Origin of the sequence: Bifidobacterium cebidarum (genome assembly GCF_009193305.1) — a bacterium.
Taxonomy (GTDB): Bacteria; Actinomycetota; Actinomycetes; order Actinomycetales; family Bifidobacteriaceae; genus Bifidobacterium; species Bifidobacterium cebidarum.
Genome location: NZ_WBVS01000001.1, coordinates 199,643 through 217,221 on the forward strand (window position 1 = coordinate 199,643; position 17,579 = coordinate 217,221).

Here is a 17,579-nt window from a genome sequence, read left to right on the forward strand (position 1 = left end):
ATAAAAAGGCTGGTTATCACGGATTGCGATGACCAGCCATGGCTCAAATGATGATGCCGTTGCAGTGATCGACCTCATGCTGGATGATCTGCGCGGCCCATCCGGTGAACGTGGCATGCCGAGCGCGGAAACGGCGGTCCTCAAAATCGACTTCGATGCGGCGATAGCGCATTGTGCGGCGTTCACCAGTTAGCGACAGGCAGCCTTCCTCAGTTTCGAAGGCCCCATCCGAAGCAGTGATTTTCGGGTTCATCATCACTGTGATGCGGCCGCCGAGATCATCGTCCACAAAAGCGATGATGCGCTTGCTCACACCGATCATATTGGCCGCCATGCCTACGCAACGCGAACGGTTAGCTTCTAATGTATCCACGAGATCCTGCGCTACGGCCTCATCGCCTGGCCCAGCGGCCTCCCCCGGCATGCGCAGGAATGAACGTGATGTCATAATCGGTCGCTGCATGTCAATTCCTTTTCTCCGCTTCAGTATTTCCTCTCAGAGGATAGCAAAACGGCTCTGGCGAAAATCACACAGAGCCGTTAGCTTATGAGCTGTCGTTACGTCAGCGCAGAGCCAGGTTGGCGGCACCAATCAGACCGGCATCCTGGCCAGCGGTGGCAGCCACGATCTTGGCATGGCCGCGATAGGCGCTACCTTCCAGGAAGCGAGCGTAGTTATAGCGAGCCGGCTCGAGCAGGATGTCGCCCACAGCCACCACACCGCCGCCGATTACGAACAGGTCCGGGTCCAGCACGGCGGAGACGGCGGCCATCGTACGGCCGAGCCATTCACCAATCTTGCCGAAGGCGTACAGACCGAGCTCATCGCCTTCCTGAGCGGCCTGGGAGACCATCGGGCCTTCCAGCTTGGTCACATCGCCCCCGCACAGCTCGAGCAGACGCTTGGCATCCTGCGGGCGGCGGCGCACCGCGGACTTGGCGAAGTTCTCCAGAGAAGTGCCAGAAGTGTAACGTTCGGCGCAGCCACGCAGACCACAACCGCAGTGATCGCCATCCGGAACCATTGGCAGGTGGCCGATCTCAGCGGCCATACCGAAGGAACCACGGTACAGCTCGCCATTGATGACGATGGCGCCACCAAGACCAGTGCCCACAGTCAGGGCCACCATATTCCGGCTGCCCTGGCCGGCACCGTGCACGTATTCGCCCCAACCGGCGCAGTTGGCATCGTTTTCCACAACCACCGGCACAGCATGATCAATCAGCGCGCCGACATGCTCGGACAGGTTGTAGTCAATCCAGGCAGGGATGTTCGCGGCAAACGTCAGGGTCTTGCGATCAGCGCCCACATTGCCGGCAGCCGAGATGCCGATAGCCTGAATATCAGTGTGGCCTGAAGCAACGGCCTCGTTGTACACATTGGCAATGTGCTGATTGATGGCGTCTGCATCCATCGGCGTGGGAACACGCCAACGCTGGATGATGTTATCGTTTTCATCGCACACGGCGGCAGCGATCTTGGTGCCTCCGATATCCACGGCTAGTGTGGTCATGACTCGCTCCTTGAGTACATAAATGGCTGTTCTGATAACGAAACAATAACGAATCGCTATGACTTAATTACCAAGTGTTACATAAAATGTTTGCCATAGAACATGCCAGATAGCGCAATCGTTGTCATGCAACATCCAAGCAATATAAGGATTGTTAGCGCAAACGTTGGCACTTGCAAAGCAATTACGTCAATCGTTCTATTGGCGTGTCGAAAATGCAAGGAATCAAATCACAATTGAATATAGGCAAACAAGATCAGAAAAACAAAAAAGCTTCCGAACCTGCCGGAAGCTTGATGGCGACCCCGGCCGGACTTGAACCGGTGACCTCCGCCGTGACAGGGCGGCGCTCTAACCAACTGAGCTACGGGGCCGTTGTGTTTCTCAATGAAGCACGAGAGGACATACTATATGAACTTCGACCTACTTGTCCACTCTCGGCGTGTCGTACGCAACGGCAACTCACAACATACGCAACGACGCCGCATCACGCAACGCATGGTTTCATCAAACCCGGTAAACGACATGCCACAATACGTGCCCGAAAAATACGCTGAATGTATGCTGAAGCCCAGAACCCTCAATTCAGGCAACGTTATAGGCAAAGGAGACGATCATGCGTGAACTCAATTGGGCTACGCTAGGATGCGGTGTCATCGCCAACCAGCTCGAACAAGCACTGGAGGGTGAAGGCCGAAAACTGTATTCAGTGGCGAATCGCACTCACGACAAAGGCGTTGCATTCGCCGAAAAGTACGGCATCGGCAAGGTGTACGACACTATTGACGATGTGTTCACCGACCCGGATGTGGATGTCATCTACATTTCCACTCCGCACAACACCCACATCGACTTCCTGCGCAAGGCATTGGGCGCCGGCAAGCATGTACTGTGCGAGAAATCCATCACACTGAACAGCGAGGAGCTTAATGAGGCCGTGGCACTGGCCGCAGCCAACAATGTGGTGCTCGCCGAAGCAATGACCCTGTACCATATGCCGCTCTATAAGAAGCTCAATGAAGTCATCGACTCCGGCAAGCTCGGCGACCTGAAGCTGATTCAGATGAACTTCGGCTCCTACAAGGAGTATGACATGGCCAATCGCTTCTTCAACCGCAGTCTCGCGGGCGGCGCCATGCTCGATATCGGCGTCTACGCACTCTCCTTCGTACGATGGTTCATGAGTTCCACCCCCAACCAGATCCTGTCCCAGGTCAAGCTTGCCCCGACTGGGGTCGATGAGCAGGCGGGCATCCTGCTGACCAACGCGGACGGCCAGATGGCCACGGTCACGCTGTCGCTCCACGCCAAGCAACCCAAGCGCGGTCTGTTGTCCTTCGATAAGGGCTATGTGGAAATCTACGACTATCCTCGCGGCGAGCGCGCCACCATTACCTACGTGGAGGACGGCCACACCGAGGTGATTGAAGCCGGCGACACCGCTAAGGCTCTGGCCTATGAGGTGGCAGATATGGAGACTGCCATCGCAGGCGACCGTAGCATCATGCACCTGGATTACACGCGCGATGTGATGGACATGATGACCTTGATTCGCCGCGCCCAGTGGGGGCTCACCTATCCGGAAGAGGAGCAGGAGTAATCCGCTGGACTTTGGGCGCACTCACGCACGTCCGCAGTCATTCAAAGTCCGCTCAGGAGATTGGTGCTACATCACGGTTTTCAGCCACGCCGCAACCGCTATGATGGCGATGAAACCAACGGATATCAGCGTATAGCGCACGAACATGCTGCGTTCCCGCTTCGCACGCACCATATCCAATCCCCATCCCTCGGAAGCGACCTGCGATTCGGTTCGAGCGCGCATGGCGATGTCCTGCTCGATATGCTCACGGTACTGAGGCATGGTCACCGGTCCGGGCAGTGCGATGGTCGCCAGCGACCGCAACGCTCGGATGAACGTTTGCGCTGCCGTATACACCATCACCAGCGTGCTGCCCGCATACAGATACGAATCCTGCGAAAGCCAGCCAATCGCCAATACACCAAGCAGACCGGCGCCAAGCAGCGCCCAGCCCATCCACCTGAGCACCCGAATCTTGCCTTCGGACGGATGCGCGGCGAACACGAAGCACCATATCGACAAAGCGACGAACGGCAATGCCGAGAGCGCGAATGCCATCAACAAGTCCAATGCCCCGCCAATGCCGCCAAGCAGCCGCATCACTATCGGTATGGCGATGAAGGCCACCGCCGCGAACGCCAGCATCACACCCAGCGCAACAACCTTGCGCCGCTCCGACGCCGGCCTGACCGGCGGAGTGGCCCACCACCATTCGACCGTCCCCAGCTGCGGCCCCCGCTTCAAGTAGGCTATGGCAATCGGATCACCCGCATCAGCATCATGTATCACGGTCGAAGCCCTGCGCCATCCCACTGCATAGGTAAGCGACACGCATGCCAAGGCGAATGCCGCGCACGCAAGCCATGGATACGCCCGGTTCAGCATGGTGGAGTTAGAGACGCCTTTCAACGATTCATATACTTCACCGTTCAATACATAGACCTGCAAGCGATCACCTACGTGATAGTAGTACTCCGAATGCGTGCGATGGCGAAACGGATATTCGACCCCGTTCGCCTCGACCATAACCGAGTTCTTGGCCGTATTCACACTGGACACCGTGCCGGTCACCTGTTCGGCATGCACCGGACCACCGCTGCGATCCGTACCGGCCATAACCGCGGCAATCAGCACGACAAGGAATACCGCCAACCATACGAATGCCTTGACTCGAATTCTGGCCGCAGCAGATCGCTCCGTATCGAGCACAACGCTCGATGTCATGCCGCTATCGGCCTGGTCCGCATCTTCAAAAGATCGCCGAAAAGACCGCTGAAATGATTGCCCCATAGCAACATTGTGTCACGCTCGCATCCGGCGCATTCCAAGCTTTCATGAATAGCAGATGAATCATCAGCCCACTTCGGTCAGCTCGGGCGGCCTACGGGTGGAGTAGCGGAACATCAGCGCCGCGAGCAGTGCGCCGACCACTGCCATGCCACCAATCACCCACATGCTCTGTGTGAATGCATGCATGTATGAGTCGGCCACGCTCTCCCCTGCGGCACTTTGCGCTACAGCGAATTCGGTAACCAGCGCACTGGCCACCGCCGTGCCGATGGCACCGGCCATTTGCTGCACGGTGTTCATCACGGCTGAGCCATCGGCATTGAGTTGGCCTGGCAACTGGTTCAGCGCATGCGTTTGGTCAGGCACCAGCACGAACCCAGAGAATGCCATAAACGCCGCATATGCCACAGCAATCACCCAAATATTGCCGGTGACTGCGATGAACAGCGCATCCATGAGCGTAACGGCAACGAATCCAATCACAATGAATTTGGGAGGGAAATGGCTCTTCAGCGAGCCGCCGATCAATGGCGCTGAAATCGCGCCGACCACAGCACCCGGCAGCAGCGTCAACGCCGCGGCGAGGCTGCTCATGCCGAATCCACGCTGCAGCACAATCGGCAACAGGAAGTTCAGCCCAAGAACACTGCCGGAAGCCATGAGCAGAATCAACATGCCCAGCGAGAATCCCGAGTAGGCGAATACGCGCACCTGCACCAGCGGTTCGCTCATCTTCAGCTGCACCATCACAAAACCAGCCAACACCACCACACTGGCCACCAAGACCGTCCAGAACCGCCAGTCACCTTGCCAAGTCGCGAAGAAGCTGACGGCCACAATCAGGCCCGATAGTCCAAGAGCCACCAGAATCATCGACGGCACACTGATGCTCGCCTGCTCCCTATCTCCGGCATGCCGAATCTCCGGTACGGTGGCCATGCCCATCAGGAATGAAACCACTAGGAACGGCAGCATCGTATAGAAAATCCAATGCCAATTCAGAAATTCCATGACTATGCCACCGAACACCGGACCGATGGCCGGGGCGGCACAGGTCACGAGACTGACGATACCAAGCATCGCGCCGCGTTGTTCGAGCGGAGCCTTCTCCAGAATGATGTTGGTAATCAGCGGCAACGAGATGCCGGTACCCAGCGCCATCACCAATCGTGCGGCGAGCAGCAATAGGAAGCTCGTTGCGAACGCGCCCAGTACGGTACCGGCAGTGAAAATCAATACCGCCGCAATGAATAATGTTTTCGTGGCGAACCGGCGCACCATAAACGGCGAGGCTGGAATCGCCACCGAAAGCAACAACAGGTAGCCAGTGGTGAGCCACTGCACTACGGATGCCTCGATGGCGAACTCCTGCATCAGCGTGGAGTATGCGATGTTCAGCGACGTTTCCGAAAGAATCCCAAGAAACGTAAGAATCGCCAAGGAAACCACGGCGATAATCAGCCGTGATTGCACCGGCTGCTTGCCGCCATCGGGCAGCTGACCGGGCGCCGGGTCAGCGCGCTGATCGGACTCAGTGCGTTCGCTCATAGGACTCCATTCGTCTCGACGATTGTTGCATATCAAACAATCTGGATATCCTATAGACAAATGTTTCGCGAAACTACATGATCGTACATCGCGAGCGCACATGGCAGACTATACCAGCGGTTCGCGGGCGGTGAGTTCGCAGATGATGCCGGTTTCCTGACGAATCCATTCCGCGGCCTGCAGCGCGGCGATGTTCCACAGGGCATGTGGAATGCCGCCGAAATCCGGCTGCTCCGACCAGAATGTCAGATCATCGGGGAATGCGGTGAGCGCGGTGCCCTCCTGGGCAGGCATGGCCGTGCGATACAAGCGTTTGGCCAGCGTCGCCACGAATTCGTTGGCGGCGGCGAATGTGTCATTGAGATGCTGCTCGGCTACGACCGGCGGGCCGACGATCTCCCAGGATTCCACGTCTGAAGCATCCCATTGCGCGGATTCGCCGTCCACTTTGCGTTCCAAGGTGACGAACAGTTTGGCGAATTCGCCCGAAGTCAGTCCGGTGACCCGCCTGCGCGTCGCCAATTCAATCGGTGTCATCGTATCCCCACCTCATATCCAATAATCATGCGGGACGAATCTGCATTTTCGGCGAATATGCACTCGCGTGCCACATCCTGCATTCGTATCCCATAGTACGACAATACACAAACGGCTTAATTCCGCCATTCTTGCGAATGCGGAAATGGAGTAGGACGCTCAATGTGTGGGATGGAACTGCATAACAGGCGATTACGTAGTTCCATCCCCCGCATTGCACGCCATTCGTCTTCTTCGCACTACTTACGACAGCATCGGTAATCCAACGCGATGATCTGCGACTCGACGCGGCCCGTGGCAATCCCCGCCATTCCAGCCCTTCCGATACCATGGTGGGCGGTAGTTTGACGGGGATTCGATCGTAATGTGGCTGAGGCTTCGCACCGCTTGGGCCAGTACGCCGAAAACCGTGGGAGACACCGCGGCCACGTACCGGAACGCCCACGCTCGCACAAACAACACGATAAGACTAGAAACGGCGAAATTCCAACCTTTCTAAGGAGCAACTGCAACTCATGGCAGAATTCGTATTCCAGATGATCAAGGCACGCAAGGCGTTCGGCGACCGCGTGATCCTTGACGATGTGACCCTGAGCTTCCTGCCGGGCGCGAAGATCGGCGTGGTGGGTCCCAACGGTATGGGTAAGTCCACCCTGCTCAAGATCATGGCCGGCCTGGAAACCGTGAGCAACGGCGAAGCCACGCTGACCCCGGGATACACGGTGGGCATCCTGCAGCAGGAGCCGCCGCTGGACGATACCAAGACCGTGGGCGAGAACATCAAGATGGCCTTCGGCCCGATTGCCGAAAAGGTGGCTCGTTTCAATGAGATCGGCGAGGAGATGGCCAACCCGGATGCCGACTTCGACTCCCTGATGGAGGAGATGGGCAAGCTCCAGACCGAAATCGACGCCGCCAACGGCTGGGATCTTGATTCCCAACTCGAGCAGGCCATGGATGCCCTGCAGTGCCCTGATCCGGATACCCCGGTGAACGTGTGCTCCGGCGGTGAACGCCGCCGTGTGGCACTGTGCAAGCTGCTGCTCGAGGCCCCGGACCTGCTGCTCCTCGACGAGCCCACCAACCACCTGGACGCCGAGTCCATCCTGTGGCTGGAGCAGTTCCTGCACCAGTACAAGGGTGCCGTCATCGCCGTCACCCACGATCGTTACTTCATGGACAACGTGGCCGAATGGATCTGCGAGGTTGACCGCGGCCACCTGTACCCGTACAAGGGCAACTACTCCACTTACCTGGAGACCAAGGCCAAGCGTATGGAGATCCAGGGCGCCAAGGACGCCAAGCTGGCCAAGCGCCTCAAGGACGAACTCGACTGGGTGCGCTCCTCCCCCAAGGCCCGTCAGGCCAAGAACAAGGCTCGTCTGGAGCGCTACGACCAGATGGAGCAGGAGGCACGTAGCAACAAGAAGCTGGACTTCTCCGAGATTCAGATCCCGGCTGGCCCGCGTCTGGGCTCCCTGGTGCTGGAAGCCAACCACATCCACAAGGCCTTCGGCGACCGTGTGCTCATCGACGATCTCTCCTTCACCCTGCCGCGCAACGGCATCGTGGGCGTCATCGGACCGAACGGCGTGGGCAAGTCCACCCTGTTCAAGACCATCGTGGGCCTCGAACCGCTCACCAGCGGCGAGCTGAAGATCGGCGACACCGTCAAGATCAGCTACGTCGACCAGAACCGTGAAGGCCTCGACCCGAACAAGAACCTGTGGGAGGCGGTCTCCGGAGGCCTCGACTACATCGAGGTTGCCGGCGTGGAAGTGCCCACCCGCGCCTACGTGGCCAGCTTCGGCTTCAAGGGTTCCGACCAGCAGAAGCTCACCGGCGTACTCTCCGGTGGCGAGCGCAACCGTCTGAACCTGGCGCTGACCCTGAAACAGGGCGGCAACCTGCTGCTGCTCGACGAGCCCACCAACGATTTGGACGTCGAGACCTTGGAAAGCCTCGAAAACGCGCTGCTCGGCTTCCCTGGCTGCGCCGTGGTGATCTCCCACGACCGTTGGTTCCTCGACCGTGTGGCCACCCACATCCTCGCCTGGGAAGGCGACGATGAGAACCCGGCCAAGTGGTACTGGTTCGAAGGCAACTTCCAGGCCTATCAGGAGAACCGTGTGGCCCGCCTCGGCGAGGATGCGGCCCGCCCGCACCGTCTGCACAAGAAGCTCGTGCGCGGCTGATCGGCCGGCTGCTGAATCCTTGCGAAAGAACCGTCACCATACACGGTGGCGGTTCTTTTTTACGCCATTGTGCAGTATCACGCACAACACAACAACCGTCACGCCAATATCCCCCACTATCCACCCCTTGACTGTAGGTTTTTGAACACTGACTGTAGGAAATCAAACGTTTTTCGTTCAAAAACCTACAGTCAGTGTCAGGAATCCGACAGTCGGTGTTGAAAAACCTACAGTCTGGTTTGGCGAGTTCGATATAGGTCCACAATTGGGGTCACATCGCGAAACACGACCATATCTAACCGGCAATTAACCTTCCTCACAGGCTCGTTACATCATGCTGCCATGACTCTTAACCCCCGGTGCGTAAACTGCCAAGCAGTATCGAACGAAGACTGTCACATGAATCGAGGAAGCCATGGCTCAACCAACCACCGTTACCCCATTGGACCATCTGGTCAAGGTATTGAGGCTGGGTGAACCTTCCGCCTACCGCAATCACACCTATATCAACGGCGAAAGCATGTTCTTCCCCACCGGCCGCGTCTATGGAGGCCAGGTCATCGCGCAGTCGGTGATCGCCGCCTCCAAAACCGTGCCGGCCTCCCGCTTGCCCCATTCCATCCACGGCTACTTCATTGCAGCCGGCGATATCCGCCAGGATCTGCTCTTCGACGTCGAGACGTTGCGCGACGGCCGGTCTTTCTCCGCACGCCGGGTGAACGTCACCCAAGCCGAAGGCCCGATCTTGACCGCCATCGCATCTTTCCAGGAGACCGGTCAGGAAGGCGTGGAATTCGCCGATCCCATGCCCGAAAACCTACCGGACCCCGAATCGCTGACTTCCGCGAAGAAGCTCATGGAACCGTTCGCCGAAAAGTCGCCATTCGCCAATTATTATGCGGAAAAATCACCGTTCGACATTCGTCATATCACACCGACCGTGATGCTTCGCGCTGACAAGAAGTCAGCCGAGCATGATTCCGGCAAACAGATGGTATGGATGCGCGCCGATGGCCACGCCGATGTGCCACAGGTGATGCACCGCGCGCTGCTCGCTCTCGGATGCGACCAACTCATGATGGAACCGGTGCTGCGCCGCGCCGGCCTGTCAATCTCCACACCGGGCATCTCGTACGCATCCATCGACCATTCGATGTGGTGGTATCGCGACATCGACATCAATGAATGGCACTTGTACGTGCAGGATACGCCGATTGCCGCACATGGGCGCGGGCTGGGCAACGCCAAGGTGTATTCGCAGGATGGCGAACTGGTGGCCGTCATCGCACAAGAGGCCATGGTTCGCGTACCTCAGCGGTAACGCTGACTGATTGGTCTTATCTTTCCGAAAAATATGGACGCTGAGTAATCGTCAGCGCCCATATTTTTTGGAAAGATGAAGATGATCAAACACGCAGGGATGTTACCGATTACGGTAGGCCGGGGAGACTTCCTGGCGTCGCTTGGCCTCGGCGATCTTGGGATTCTCGGGACCTTCGTTCGGCGGCAGCTGGCAAAGCCATTCACCGATAATGCCGATAACCATGTCCGCGACGCAAATCACTGCTGATACCGCGCATTCAATGATGGCGTCGTGATAGAACGGCGCTTCAAAGTGACTGACGCTCATCAAAATCTGCCCCACATACCATCCGGCAAGCGTGGCGCCAGCAAGTCCCAATGCCTTGGAAAGCACCAACGTGTTCACGGCAACGGTTGGATTGATGAAGCTATGCGGGCGCTTCTTCGGATCGGTGTTCGCATACTTATGCACCTGCAATGCCAAGATCAGCACAATCGCCCCCAGCACGGCAAGCAGACCGGCCACCACCCACGGGGTGCCGATCAGAGACAATCCGGACCGCTCGCCATACGAGGCGAGTCCCATACCGGCGAGCAGACCCAGTACAGCACCAATCACGTACTGCCACCATGGTGTTCGGCGTACTTTCACGTCATTCTCCTTGCATGTTGTGAATCGTGTGTCGTGTAGGCTCACTTACCCATGATCCAGTTATCCGACAGCATGCCTACCTGTCCGGCATCCGGCGCCATGGCCAGCAGGAACGACACCGGCTCCGACCCCAACGTGGCTTCGGCATCCATATCCATCCACGGAGCCAATACGGAGGCATGATTCTTGGCGGATGGCCACGGCACTCGGCAGGCCGGCGTATCCGATGTGACGCCATCCATATCCACAAGATCAAGGTCGATCACACCCTCGTGGGCGGCTTCGACACTGCCGAGCGCCGCAATCAAATCAACTGCGGACAGCTTGGTCTCGACCTGAATGACCGCGCTCAACGCGTCCGGACCATCGAAATGGCTGACGTGATACAACGGTGAAATACCCTGCACTTGGTTTCCGGGAATGCTGTCAATGGAAACGATGGCTTCACGGAACAAGCGCTCGGCGTCATGATCGGCGGAGTCCATGGAAATCACGGCTTTACGGGAGACAGGAGCTGCAATTTCTTGACGATGCTTATCAACAGCGCCATGCTTCACAGCATCGTCAGCCGCATTGGCAGCATGCCCCGAAAGCATCCAATCCTCACTGTCCAGTCGCACGGCATCGCGATCCGCAGCCGCAGTCAGTAGATCCGATACCAATCCGCCGTGAGCACCCGCAAGTCGGGCGGTGGGGTTCAAGGCCAGCCAAGGCGCCAGTACGAACGCACGTTGCCATGCACGCGGATGCGGCAACGACAAATCCGGGTCCGCGCTGGTAATGCCGTCAAAGTCGATGATGTCGAGGTCGAGAGGACGCGAATCCCAATGATTCTCGCGGTTGCGGCCGTGCACGCGCTCGATGCCCTGCAATGCGGCCAATAGCTCATGACTGCCTAACGTGGTTTCGAGCTCAACCACCGCGTTCAGGAAATCAGGCGTGTCATCAGCCATGCCCCATGCAGCCGTGCGATACAGCGGTGAAATGCCGGCGACCTGCGTGCCCGGCAATCCATCCATTTCACGTACCGCTGCGCGCAAGGTGGACTCCACATCACCGATATTGCCGCCCAAGGCCACCACCGCATGATGCACTGCCGGCTGTGCGATGGATTGCGCAACAGCTTCCTGCACGGCATCTACGGCATCGGATCGGCCCATATATTCCGGAACCACTGCACCCTGAGCATCATGAACGCGGGTGATGGATACCGCCACATCAGCAAACGGCACAGTAATCGGCGCATGCGGCTTGTGCACGGTGACGTCGACCTTAACAATCTGCGGAATCTCAAGGATGCGTTCGGCGATGCTCTGGGCCAGCTTCTCGATCAGATCCACATGCTCGCCCTCAATCACCGCCACGATGCTCTTGGCCACACGGCCGTAATCAACCGTGTCGTCCAAGGCATCGGACTGTCCGGCTGCAAGGAGATCAAGATACAGCGTGACATCAACGATGAACGGTTGCGCACGCTGATGCTCGAAATCCAGCACGCCATGAGTACCGTTGGCGCTTACGCCCGTGAGTGTAATGGTGTCCATAATCGGTTCCTAGTTGTTCTCAAGCAGCTACTTTGCGCCGTACTGGCGCCAGATGTTGCCCGCGATGACGGCTGCACGGCTCTTGGCCACGTCGTGCACGCGCACGGCCCACGCGCCATGTTCGGCGCTCAACGCGGACAACGCGGCGGTCACATCATCACGCTGAGCCATTGTAGGTTCTGCGATGCCATTGTCAGCCAACATTGCGGAAATGAAACGCTTGCGGGACTGCCCGATAAGCACCGGGTATCCGGTCGAGCGGAATGTGTCGAGCCCGACCAGCAGTGGCAGATTGTGCTCGATGCCCGGCTTGGAGAAGCCCAGACCTGGGTCGATGATGATGCATTCAGGCTTGACTCCTGCCGTCAGTACATCATCCACCTGACGCATCAGTTCATCGTGCACGTCGGTCAGCACGCCATTCTCGTAGATGGACGTATCCTGATCAGGGTTGGCCCCCTTGGAGCCGGCCAGCCAGCCGCGCCAATGCTGCACGATGTACAGGCAATCGTGGTCAGCCACCACGTGCGGCAGCTCGCGGTCCAAGGTTCCGCCGGAAACATCGTTGATGATCTGCGCACCGCCTTCAAGAGCTGCAGAGGCTACCGAGGCGCGTGTGGTGTCGATGGAGAGCACCGCTCCGGCCGGGATCAGCGCATGGACGGCACCAGTGATACGAGACAGCTCATCCTGCTCGGACACACGCTTAGCACCAGGGCGCGTAGATTCGGCACCAATATCGATGATGTCTGCACCGGACGCCATCATGTCGCGGCCGTGTTGCGCCGCCTTGTCCGGGTCAAGCCAGAGGCCGCCGTCCGAGAAGGAGTCCTCGGTGATGTTGAGCACGCCCATCACCAACGTCTGTGATGCGTCATGCAATGCTTGCAAATCGGTCATTGTTATTTTCCCCTTCTATTGGTATTCAGTCTCTCCCCCACCCGGCTTCGCCGGGAGTCCCCTCGTCAGAGGGGGCAGAGTGATTACTTATCCAGAATAAGACTCATGGCTTCGGCTCGGGTGGCCGGATTGCGCAAGAGACCGCGCACCGCGGAGGTCACCGTCCGGGCGGAGGACTTTTTGATGCCGCGCATCGACATGCACAGATGCTCGCATTCGGTCACCACGATCACGCCGCGCGCACCGGCATAGTCCACCAGCGCATCGGCGATCTGCTGGGTAAGTCTCTCCTGCACCTGCGGGCGGCGAGCATAGACTTCCACCAAGCGTGCCAGCTTGCTCAAACCCATCACACCATCCTTGGCCGGAATATATCCCACATGGGCCACGCCATGGAACGGCAGCAGATGGTGTTCGCATACGGAATACAATTCAATATCCTTGACCAGCACCAGCTCGTCGGTGTCCACGTCAAAGTGCTTTTCCAGCACATCCGCCGGCGAGGCATGGAGGCCGGCGAACAATTCGCGGCCAGCTCGTGCGATACGGTCCGGCGTTTCCACCAGGCCCTCACGATCCGGGTCCTCACCAATTGACTTCAGGAACAGGCGAACGGCCTCGCGCACGCCTTCCTCATCGTAGGTGCCTACGTTCTCCTCAGTCATCTGCTCTCCTCATATATTCCAAGTACCAGTCAATTGAGCAAGCCCGTGGTCTGGCTATGCAACAGCACAGTCAGACCACGGGCTTCTTTCGCAACGGCGATCACTCTCCAGGCTTGATGCCTGCCGAGCGCTTCAGGCTCTCGGGAATCTCCACCGGAGGCTTATCGGAATCGGGGCGACGCTCGTTGGAGAGCCACACTTCACGTTCCGGCGCCTTCTTAATCGGGGCGAAGATCTGAGCGAGTTCCTTTTCGTCCAATGTTTCCTTGACGAGCAGCTGACGAACCAGTTCGTCAAGAATCTCACGGTTGTCGTTGATGATGTTCCACGCCTCGGTGTGAGCGGTTTCCACCAGTTTCAGCACTTCCTCATCAATCACTTCAGCGGTGCGATCGGAATACTTGCGCGGAGCCAAACCGTCCATCACCGTGGTCTGGTCATCATCATCAGCCCACTTGATGGCACCGAGCTTATCGGAGAAACCGTATTCAACCACCATGGTGCGGGCGATCTTCGTAGCTTTCTCGATATCGTTCGAAGCACCGGTGGTCGGATCGTGGAACACAATCTCCTCGGCGGTACGGCCACCCATCGCGTATGCCATCTGATCGAGCAGCTGGTTGCGAGACTGCGAGTAGCGATCGGCGGTCGGCATCACAGCGGTGTAGCCCAGCGCACGGCCACGCGGCAGAATGGTCACCTTGGTCACCGGGTCGGTGTTGTTGAGAGCCGCCGCCACCAAAGCATGGCCACCCTCGTGGTATGCGGTGTTGCGCAGCTCCTCAAGCGCCATGCCCTTGGACTTGCGGCGAGGACCGGCCTGCACACGGTCGATGGCCTCGTCGATGGCGCGGTTGTCGATGAGCTGGGCGCCGGCACGGGCGCATAGCAACGCAGCTTCGTTCAGCACGTTGGCCAAATCGGCACCGGTGAAGCCCGGCGTACGCACGGCCACCATGTGCAAATCGACATCCGGCACAAACGGCTTGCCCTTGGCGTGCACCTTAAGGATTGCCTCACGACCTTCCAAATCAGGTGCGGCCACACCCACCTGACGATCGAAACGACCCGGGCGAAGCAGTGCGGAATCGAGCACATCGGGGCGGTTGGTCGCGGCGATGATGATCAGGTTGGTGTCGTTGTCGAAACCATCCATCTCCACGAGCAGCTGGTTCAGCGTCTGCTCGCGTTCGTCATGGCCGCCACCCATGCCGGATCCACGCTTGCGCCCCACGGCATCGATCTCATCAATGAAGATGATGGCCGGAGCGTTCTTCTTGGCCTCATCGAACAGGTCACGCACACGGGAGGCACCAAGACCCACGAACATCTCGACAAAGTCCGAACCGGCCATTGCATAGAACGGCACGCCGGCCTCGCCTGCAATGGCTCGAGCCAGCAGGGTCTTACCAGTTCCAGGAGGGCCATAGAGCAGCACGCCGCGAGGGATACGGGCACCCAACGCCTTGTACTTGGCCGGGTCCTTGAGGAAGTCCTTGATCTCCTCGACTTCGGCAAGTGCCTCGTCTTCGCCGGCCACATCAGAGAACTTGGTGGTAGGCGTCTGCCCCTCGAGCAGCTTGCCGTTGTTCTTCTTGCCGCCCATGCCGAGCATGCCACCGGCGCCGCCCATGCGGCTCATCAGCCACCAGAACAGCGCGAAGAAGATGATGAACGGCAGAATCGAAGTGACCAGATAGCTCAGCATGCTGGTCTGTTCGATGTTGGAGGTCCAGCCCTTCTCCAGATCACCGTCTTCCACGGCCTTGGCCACCTGCGCTCCCTGGGCGAAGGTGTAGTAGAACTGCACGTCCTTGCCGTAATTGGTGGTCTTGCCGGTGTCCGGATTCTTCTTGGAGAAGTCATCCTTGAGTTCGAGGCGCACCACCTGCTTGTTATCGGTGATCTCGGCGTAGGTGGCCTTGCCCTGCTTCAGCAGCGCGAAACCGTCCTTGGTGTCAATGGTTTTGGTGGCGCCGGTGGAGAACATCTGGAACATCAGCACGGCCATGACCACAAGCACCGCGCCCCACAGCCACGGAGACTGCCAGACCGGACGGTTCTCGTTGCCGCCGTTCTTCTTGTTGCCATCGTCACCGCGCTTGAACGGGTTGGTGAACGGGTTGCCGTTATTACGGTTGTTAGGGTTCGGATTGTTTCCGTTGCCCTGCCCAGGTCCCTGGGGGAAGCTCATGCTTGTTCTCCTTGGTAAACGGACGGCTTCAGCACCGCGATCGATTCGAGGTTGCGGTAGCGTTCGTCATAGTCCAGGCCGAAGCCCACAACGAATTCGTCCGGGATTTCATACCCCGGGTACTTCACGTCCACGTCGACCTCCCGGCGCGAAGGCTTGTTCAGCAATGCGAACACTTCCACCGAGGCCGCGCCGCGACGCTTCAGTTCTTCAACGAGCCATGCGAGCGTACGTCCTGAATCGATAATATCTTCCACAATCAAAATGTGCCGGCCGCGAACATCGGCAGACAGATCCTGACGAACCGTCACGGTGCCGCTTGACTCGGTACCGGAACCGTAGCTGGACAGACTCATGAAATCGATCTGCACTGGAATGCTCAAGGCTTCGGTGAATGCCACCAATGTGTTCACGGCACCCTTCAACACCGCGACAACCAGCGGATCCTTGTCTCGATAATCCTCGCTTACCAGCGCGGCCATCTCATGGATTTTGGCATCAATCTGTTCTCTGCTGACCAGCTCGTGGTCAATATCTTCCTTAACGTCAGCGATTCGCATGCGCTCTATCTTGGCACACGCGAATGACGTGTTTCTTGCGGTTCGCTGAATATCCTCTGGGAAGATTCACAGCTGACTGCCCATGCCAATTCACCACCAATTGATCGATGGCTTCGATCTGGATCGCGCTGACTTCGATTGCGGCCTGACTCAGGGCATGCGCCACTACGCGAAGCCGCATTGCGCGTGGCTCGTTCCCCAACGCTTTCGCATCAATGGTTACGGCCGCGCCGCCCTCCGATCCGGCATCAGCGATGATGGTCACGCTACGGGCGGCGATACGGTCGGCCTGGCGATCGAGATACTCCTTATCCGATTGGATCAGGCGTGCATTACCGGCCAGATGGCGAATGACATCACCGCCGGCGAACCGTTCGATGGCCGGCAGCAGATCATGGCGGATTCGGGAACGAAGCGGATAGGTTCTCGGCAACGGGCCATCCGCGTCATCGCCGTTCGTGGGGTCATCCCAATAGTCCAGGTGCAGATCCTCCCTGCAGATGCCGGTAGTCTCGTCGCGTGTAAGATCCAGCAACGGGCGCACGAACAGTACCTGCTCACGTATGGTGACCGCAGGCATGCCGGCTACCATATCCAGCCCATAGCCGCGCAAAAGCCCGAGTAGCACGGTCTCCGCCTGATCATCCATCGTATGGGCGAGCAACACGCAAGCGGCGTGCGCGTCACGCGAGGCGGCGCATAATTCCCGGTACCGCGCCTCCCTGGCCGCAGCCTCCACACCCTTGCCTGCATCACGTACATTCGCATGGCGAATAAGCACCGGATCAAGACCAAGATTGCGGCAGTTCCCCGCAGCGTTCGCGGCCACGTCATCGGAACCGTCCTGCAGCTGATGATCGACGATGACGGCACCGCAATGCAGCCCTAACGACGCACATACGATCCGGGCCACTGCAGCCAGAGCCATGGAGTCCCGCCCGCCCGAACAGGCGACCAACACCAAGGGAGCATCCCCCAACGGCTCATGTTCACCATGCCTCGCAAATCGCGGTGACTGCCGCTCCAAACCAATATCGGCCAGGGCGGCGCGCACTGCGCCAACGGCTTTACGCAGCCGAGATGAATACGCCATATC

General features: G+C 58.5%; 15 protein-coding genes and 1 tRNA gene. 3 read left to right on the forward strand and 13 right to left on the reverse strand.

What is annotated here, in order from left to right; translation table 11 throughout:
* Positions 1–43: 43 nt before the first annotated feature.
* The 3 genes from F7D08_RS00780 to F7D08_RS00790 form a co-directional block, all read right to left on the reverse strand.
* Complete coding sequence (locus tag F7D08_RS00780; protein WP_152208853.1) at positions 44–463, reverse strand: peptide deformylase; 420 nt, start codon at positions 461–463, stop codon at positions 44–46.
* Positions 464–563: 100 nt separating this feature from the next.
* Positions 564–1,514 (reverse strand): ROK family glucokinase, encoded by a 951-nt coding sequence (locus F7D08_RS00785; RefSeq protein WP_152208854.1) that lies wholly within the window; start codon positions 1,512–1,514, stop codon positions 564–566.
* 297 nt (positions 1,515–1,811) lie between these two features.
* Positions 1,812–1,888, reverse strand: a tRNA-Asp gene (locus F7D08_RS00790).
* A 242-nt stretch (positions 1,889–2,130) separates the two neighbouring features.
* On the opposite strand from F7D08_RS00790, the gene F7D08_RS00795 reads away from it, so the two are divergent.
* Positions 2,131–3,114 (forward strand): Gfo/Idh/MocA family protein, encoded by a 984-nt coding sequence (locus tag F7D08_RS00795; RefSeq protein ID WP_152208855.1) that lies wholly within the window; start codon positions 2,131–2,133, stop codon positions 3,112–3,114.
* A gap of 66 nt (positions 3,115–3,180) precedes the next feature.
* On the opposite strand, the gene F7D08_RS00800 is transcribed toward F7D08_RS00795, so the two are convergent.
* From F7D08_RS00800 to F7D08_RS00810, 3 genes are all read right to left on the reverse strand, one after another.
* Entirely contained in the window at positions 3,181–4,320 is a 1,140-nt protein-coding gene (locus F7D08_RS00800; RefSeq protein WP_152208856.1) for a hypothetical protein, read from the reverse strand.
* A 129-nt stretch (positions 4,321–4,449) separates the two neighbouring features.
* Positions 4,450–5,934, reverse strand: a complete 1,485-nt coding sequence (locus F7D08_RS00805; RefSeq protein ID WP_152208857.1) for a DHA2 family efflux MFS transporter permease subunit — start codon at positions 5,932–5,934, stop codon at positions 4,450–4,452.
* Between the two features lie 108 nt (positions 5,935–6,042).
* A complete protein-coding gene (locus F7D08_RS00810; RefSeq protein ID WP_152208858.1) occupies positions 6,043–6,471 on the reverse strand; it encodes a hypothetical protein in 429 nt (142 codons plus the stop codon).
* A gap of 515 nt (positions 6,472–6,986) precedes the next feature.
* On the opposite strand from F7D08_RS00810, the gene ettA reads away from it, so the two are divergent.
* Both ettA and F7D08_RS00820 read left to right on the forward strand, forming a co-directional pair.
* The gene (gene ettA / locus F7D08_RS00815; RefSeq protein ID WP_152208859.1) at positions 6,987–8,666 is read left to right on the forward strand and encodes an energy-dependent translational throttle protein EttA; all 1,680 of its coding nucleotides are present in this window, start codon (positions 6,987–6,989) and stop codon (positions 8,664–8,666) included.
* Between the two features lie 415 nt (positions 8,667–9,081).
* Positions 9,082–9,987, forward strand: coding sequence for an acyl-CoA thioesterase (locus F7D08_RS00820; protein WP_152208860.1), 906 nt, complete (start codon positions 9,082–9,084; stop codon positions 9,985–9,987).
* 102 nt (positions 9,988–10,089) lie between these two features.
* Here the strand turns inward: F7D08_RS00820 and F7D08_RS00825 are convergent, their stop codons facing one another.
* From F7D08_RS00825 to tilS, 7 genes are all read right to left on the reverse strand, one after another.
* The gene (locus F7D08_RS00825) at positions 10,090–10,620 is read right to left on the reverse strand and encodes a DUF3180 domain-containing protein (protein WP_152208861.1); all 531 of its coding nucleotides are present in this window, start codon (positions 10,618–10,620) and stop codon (positions 10,090–10,092) included.
* Between the two features lie 41 nt (positions 10,621–10,661).
* Entirely contained in the window at positions 10,662–12,164 is a 1,503-nt protein-coding gene (gene folK / locus F7D08_RS00830; protein WP_152208862.1) for a 2-amino-4-hydroxy-6-hydroxymethyldihydropteridine diphosphokinase, read from the reverse strand.
* A gap of 27 nt (positions 12,165–12,191) precedes the next feature.
* A complete protein-coding gene (gene folP / locus F7D08_RS00835; protein WP_152208863.1) occupies positions 12,192–13,064 on the reverse strand; it encodes a dihydropteroate synthase in 873 nt (290 codons plus the stop codon).
* A gap of 83 nt (positions 13,065–13,147) precedes the next feature.
* Entirely contained in the window at positions 13,148–13,729 is a 582-nt protein-coding gene (gene folE / locus F7D08_RS00840) for a GTP cyclohydrolase I FolE (protein ID WP_152208864.1), read from the reverse strand.
* 100 nt (positions 13,730–13,829) lie between these two features.
* The gene (ftsH, locus tag F7D08_RS00845) at positions 13,830–15,923 is read right to left on the reverse strand and encodes an ATP-dependent zinc metalloprotease FtsH (protein WP_152208865.1); all 2,094 of its coding nucleotides are present in this window, start codon (positions 15,921–15,923) and stop codon (positions 13,830–13,832) included.
* Positions 15,920–16,483, reverse strand: coding sequence for a hypoxanthine phosphoribosyltransferase (gene hpt, locus F7D08_RS00850; protein ID WP_152208866.1), 564 nt, complete (start codon positions 16,481–16,483; stop codon positions 15,920–15,922). The genes ftsH and hpt overlap by 4 nt, the downstream gene beginning before the upstream one ends.
* Positions 16,470–17,576: a tRNA lysidine(34) synthetase TilS gene (gene tilS / locus F7D08_RS00855; protein ID WP_152208867.1), complete on the reverse strand. Its 1,107-nt coding sequence runs from the start codon at positions 17,574–17,576 to the stop codon at positions 16,470–16,472. The genes hpt and tilS overlap by 14 nt, the downstream gene beginning before the upstream one ends.
* Positions 17,577–17,579: the final 3 nt, after the last annotated feature.

Excerpts from the sequence above, each read along its gene's own strand:
- F7D08_RS00780 (WP_152208853.1), bottom strand. The coding sequence starts at position 463 with ATGCAGCGACCGATTATGACATCACGTTCATTCCTGCGCATGCCGGGG.
- F7D08_RS00785 (WP_152208854.1), bottom strand. The coding sequence starts at position 1,514 with ATGACCACACTAGCCGTGGATATCGGAGGCACCAAGATCGCTGCCGCC.
- F7D08_RS00795 (WP_152208855.1), top strand. The coding sequence starts at position 2,131 with ATGCGTGAACTCAATTGGGCTACGCTAGGATGCGGTGTCATCGCCAAC.
- F7D08_RS00800 (WP_152208856.1), bottom strand. The coding sequence starts at position 4,320 with ATGACATCGAGCGTTGTGCTCGATACGGAGCGATCTGCTGCGGCCAGA.
- F7D08_RS00805 (WP_152208857.1), bottom strand. The coding sequence starts at position 5,934 with ATGAGCGAACGCACTGAGTCCGATCAGCGCGCTGACCCGGCGCCCGGT.
- F7D08_RS00810 (WP_152208858.1), bottom strand. The coding sequence starts at position 6,471 with ATGACACCGATTGAATTGGCGACGCGCAGGCGGGTCACCGGACTGACT.
- ettA (WP_152208859.1), top strand. The coding sequence starts at position 6,987 with ATGGCAGAATTCGTATTCCAGATGATCAAGGCACGCAAGGCGTTCGGC.
- F7D08_RS00820 (WP_152208860.1), top strand. The coding sequence starts at position 9,082 with ATGGCTCAACCAACCACCGTTACCCCATTGGACCATCTGGTCAAGGTA.
- folK (WP_152208862.1), bottom strand. The coding sequence starts at position 12,164 with ATGGACACCATTACACTCACGGGCGTAAGCGCCAACGGTACTCATGGC.
- folP (WP_152208863.1), bottom strand. The coding sequence starts at position 13,064 with ATGACCGATTTGCAAGCATTGCATGACGCATCACAGACGTTGGTGATG.
- folE (WP_152208864.1), bottom strand. The coding sequence starts at position 13,729 with ATGACTGAGGAGAACGTAGGCACCTACGATGAGGAAGGCGTGCGCGAG.
- ftsH (WP_152208865.1), bottom strand. The coding sequence starts at position 15,923 with ATGAGCTTCCCCCAGGGACCTGGGCAGGGCAACGGAAACAATCCGAAC.
- hpt (WP_152208866.1), bottom strand. The coding sequence starts at position 16,483 with ATGCGAATCGCTGACGTTAAGGAAGATATTGACCACGAGCTGGTCAGC.
- tilS (WP_152208867.1), bottom strand. The coding sequence starts at position 17,576 with ATGGCGTATTCATCTCGGCTGCGTAAAGCCGTTGGCGCAGTGCGCGCC.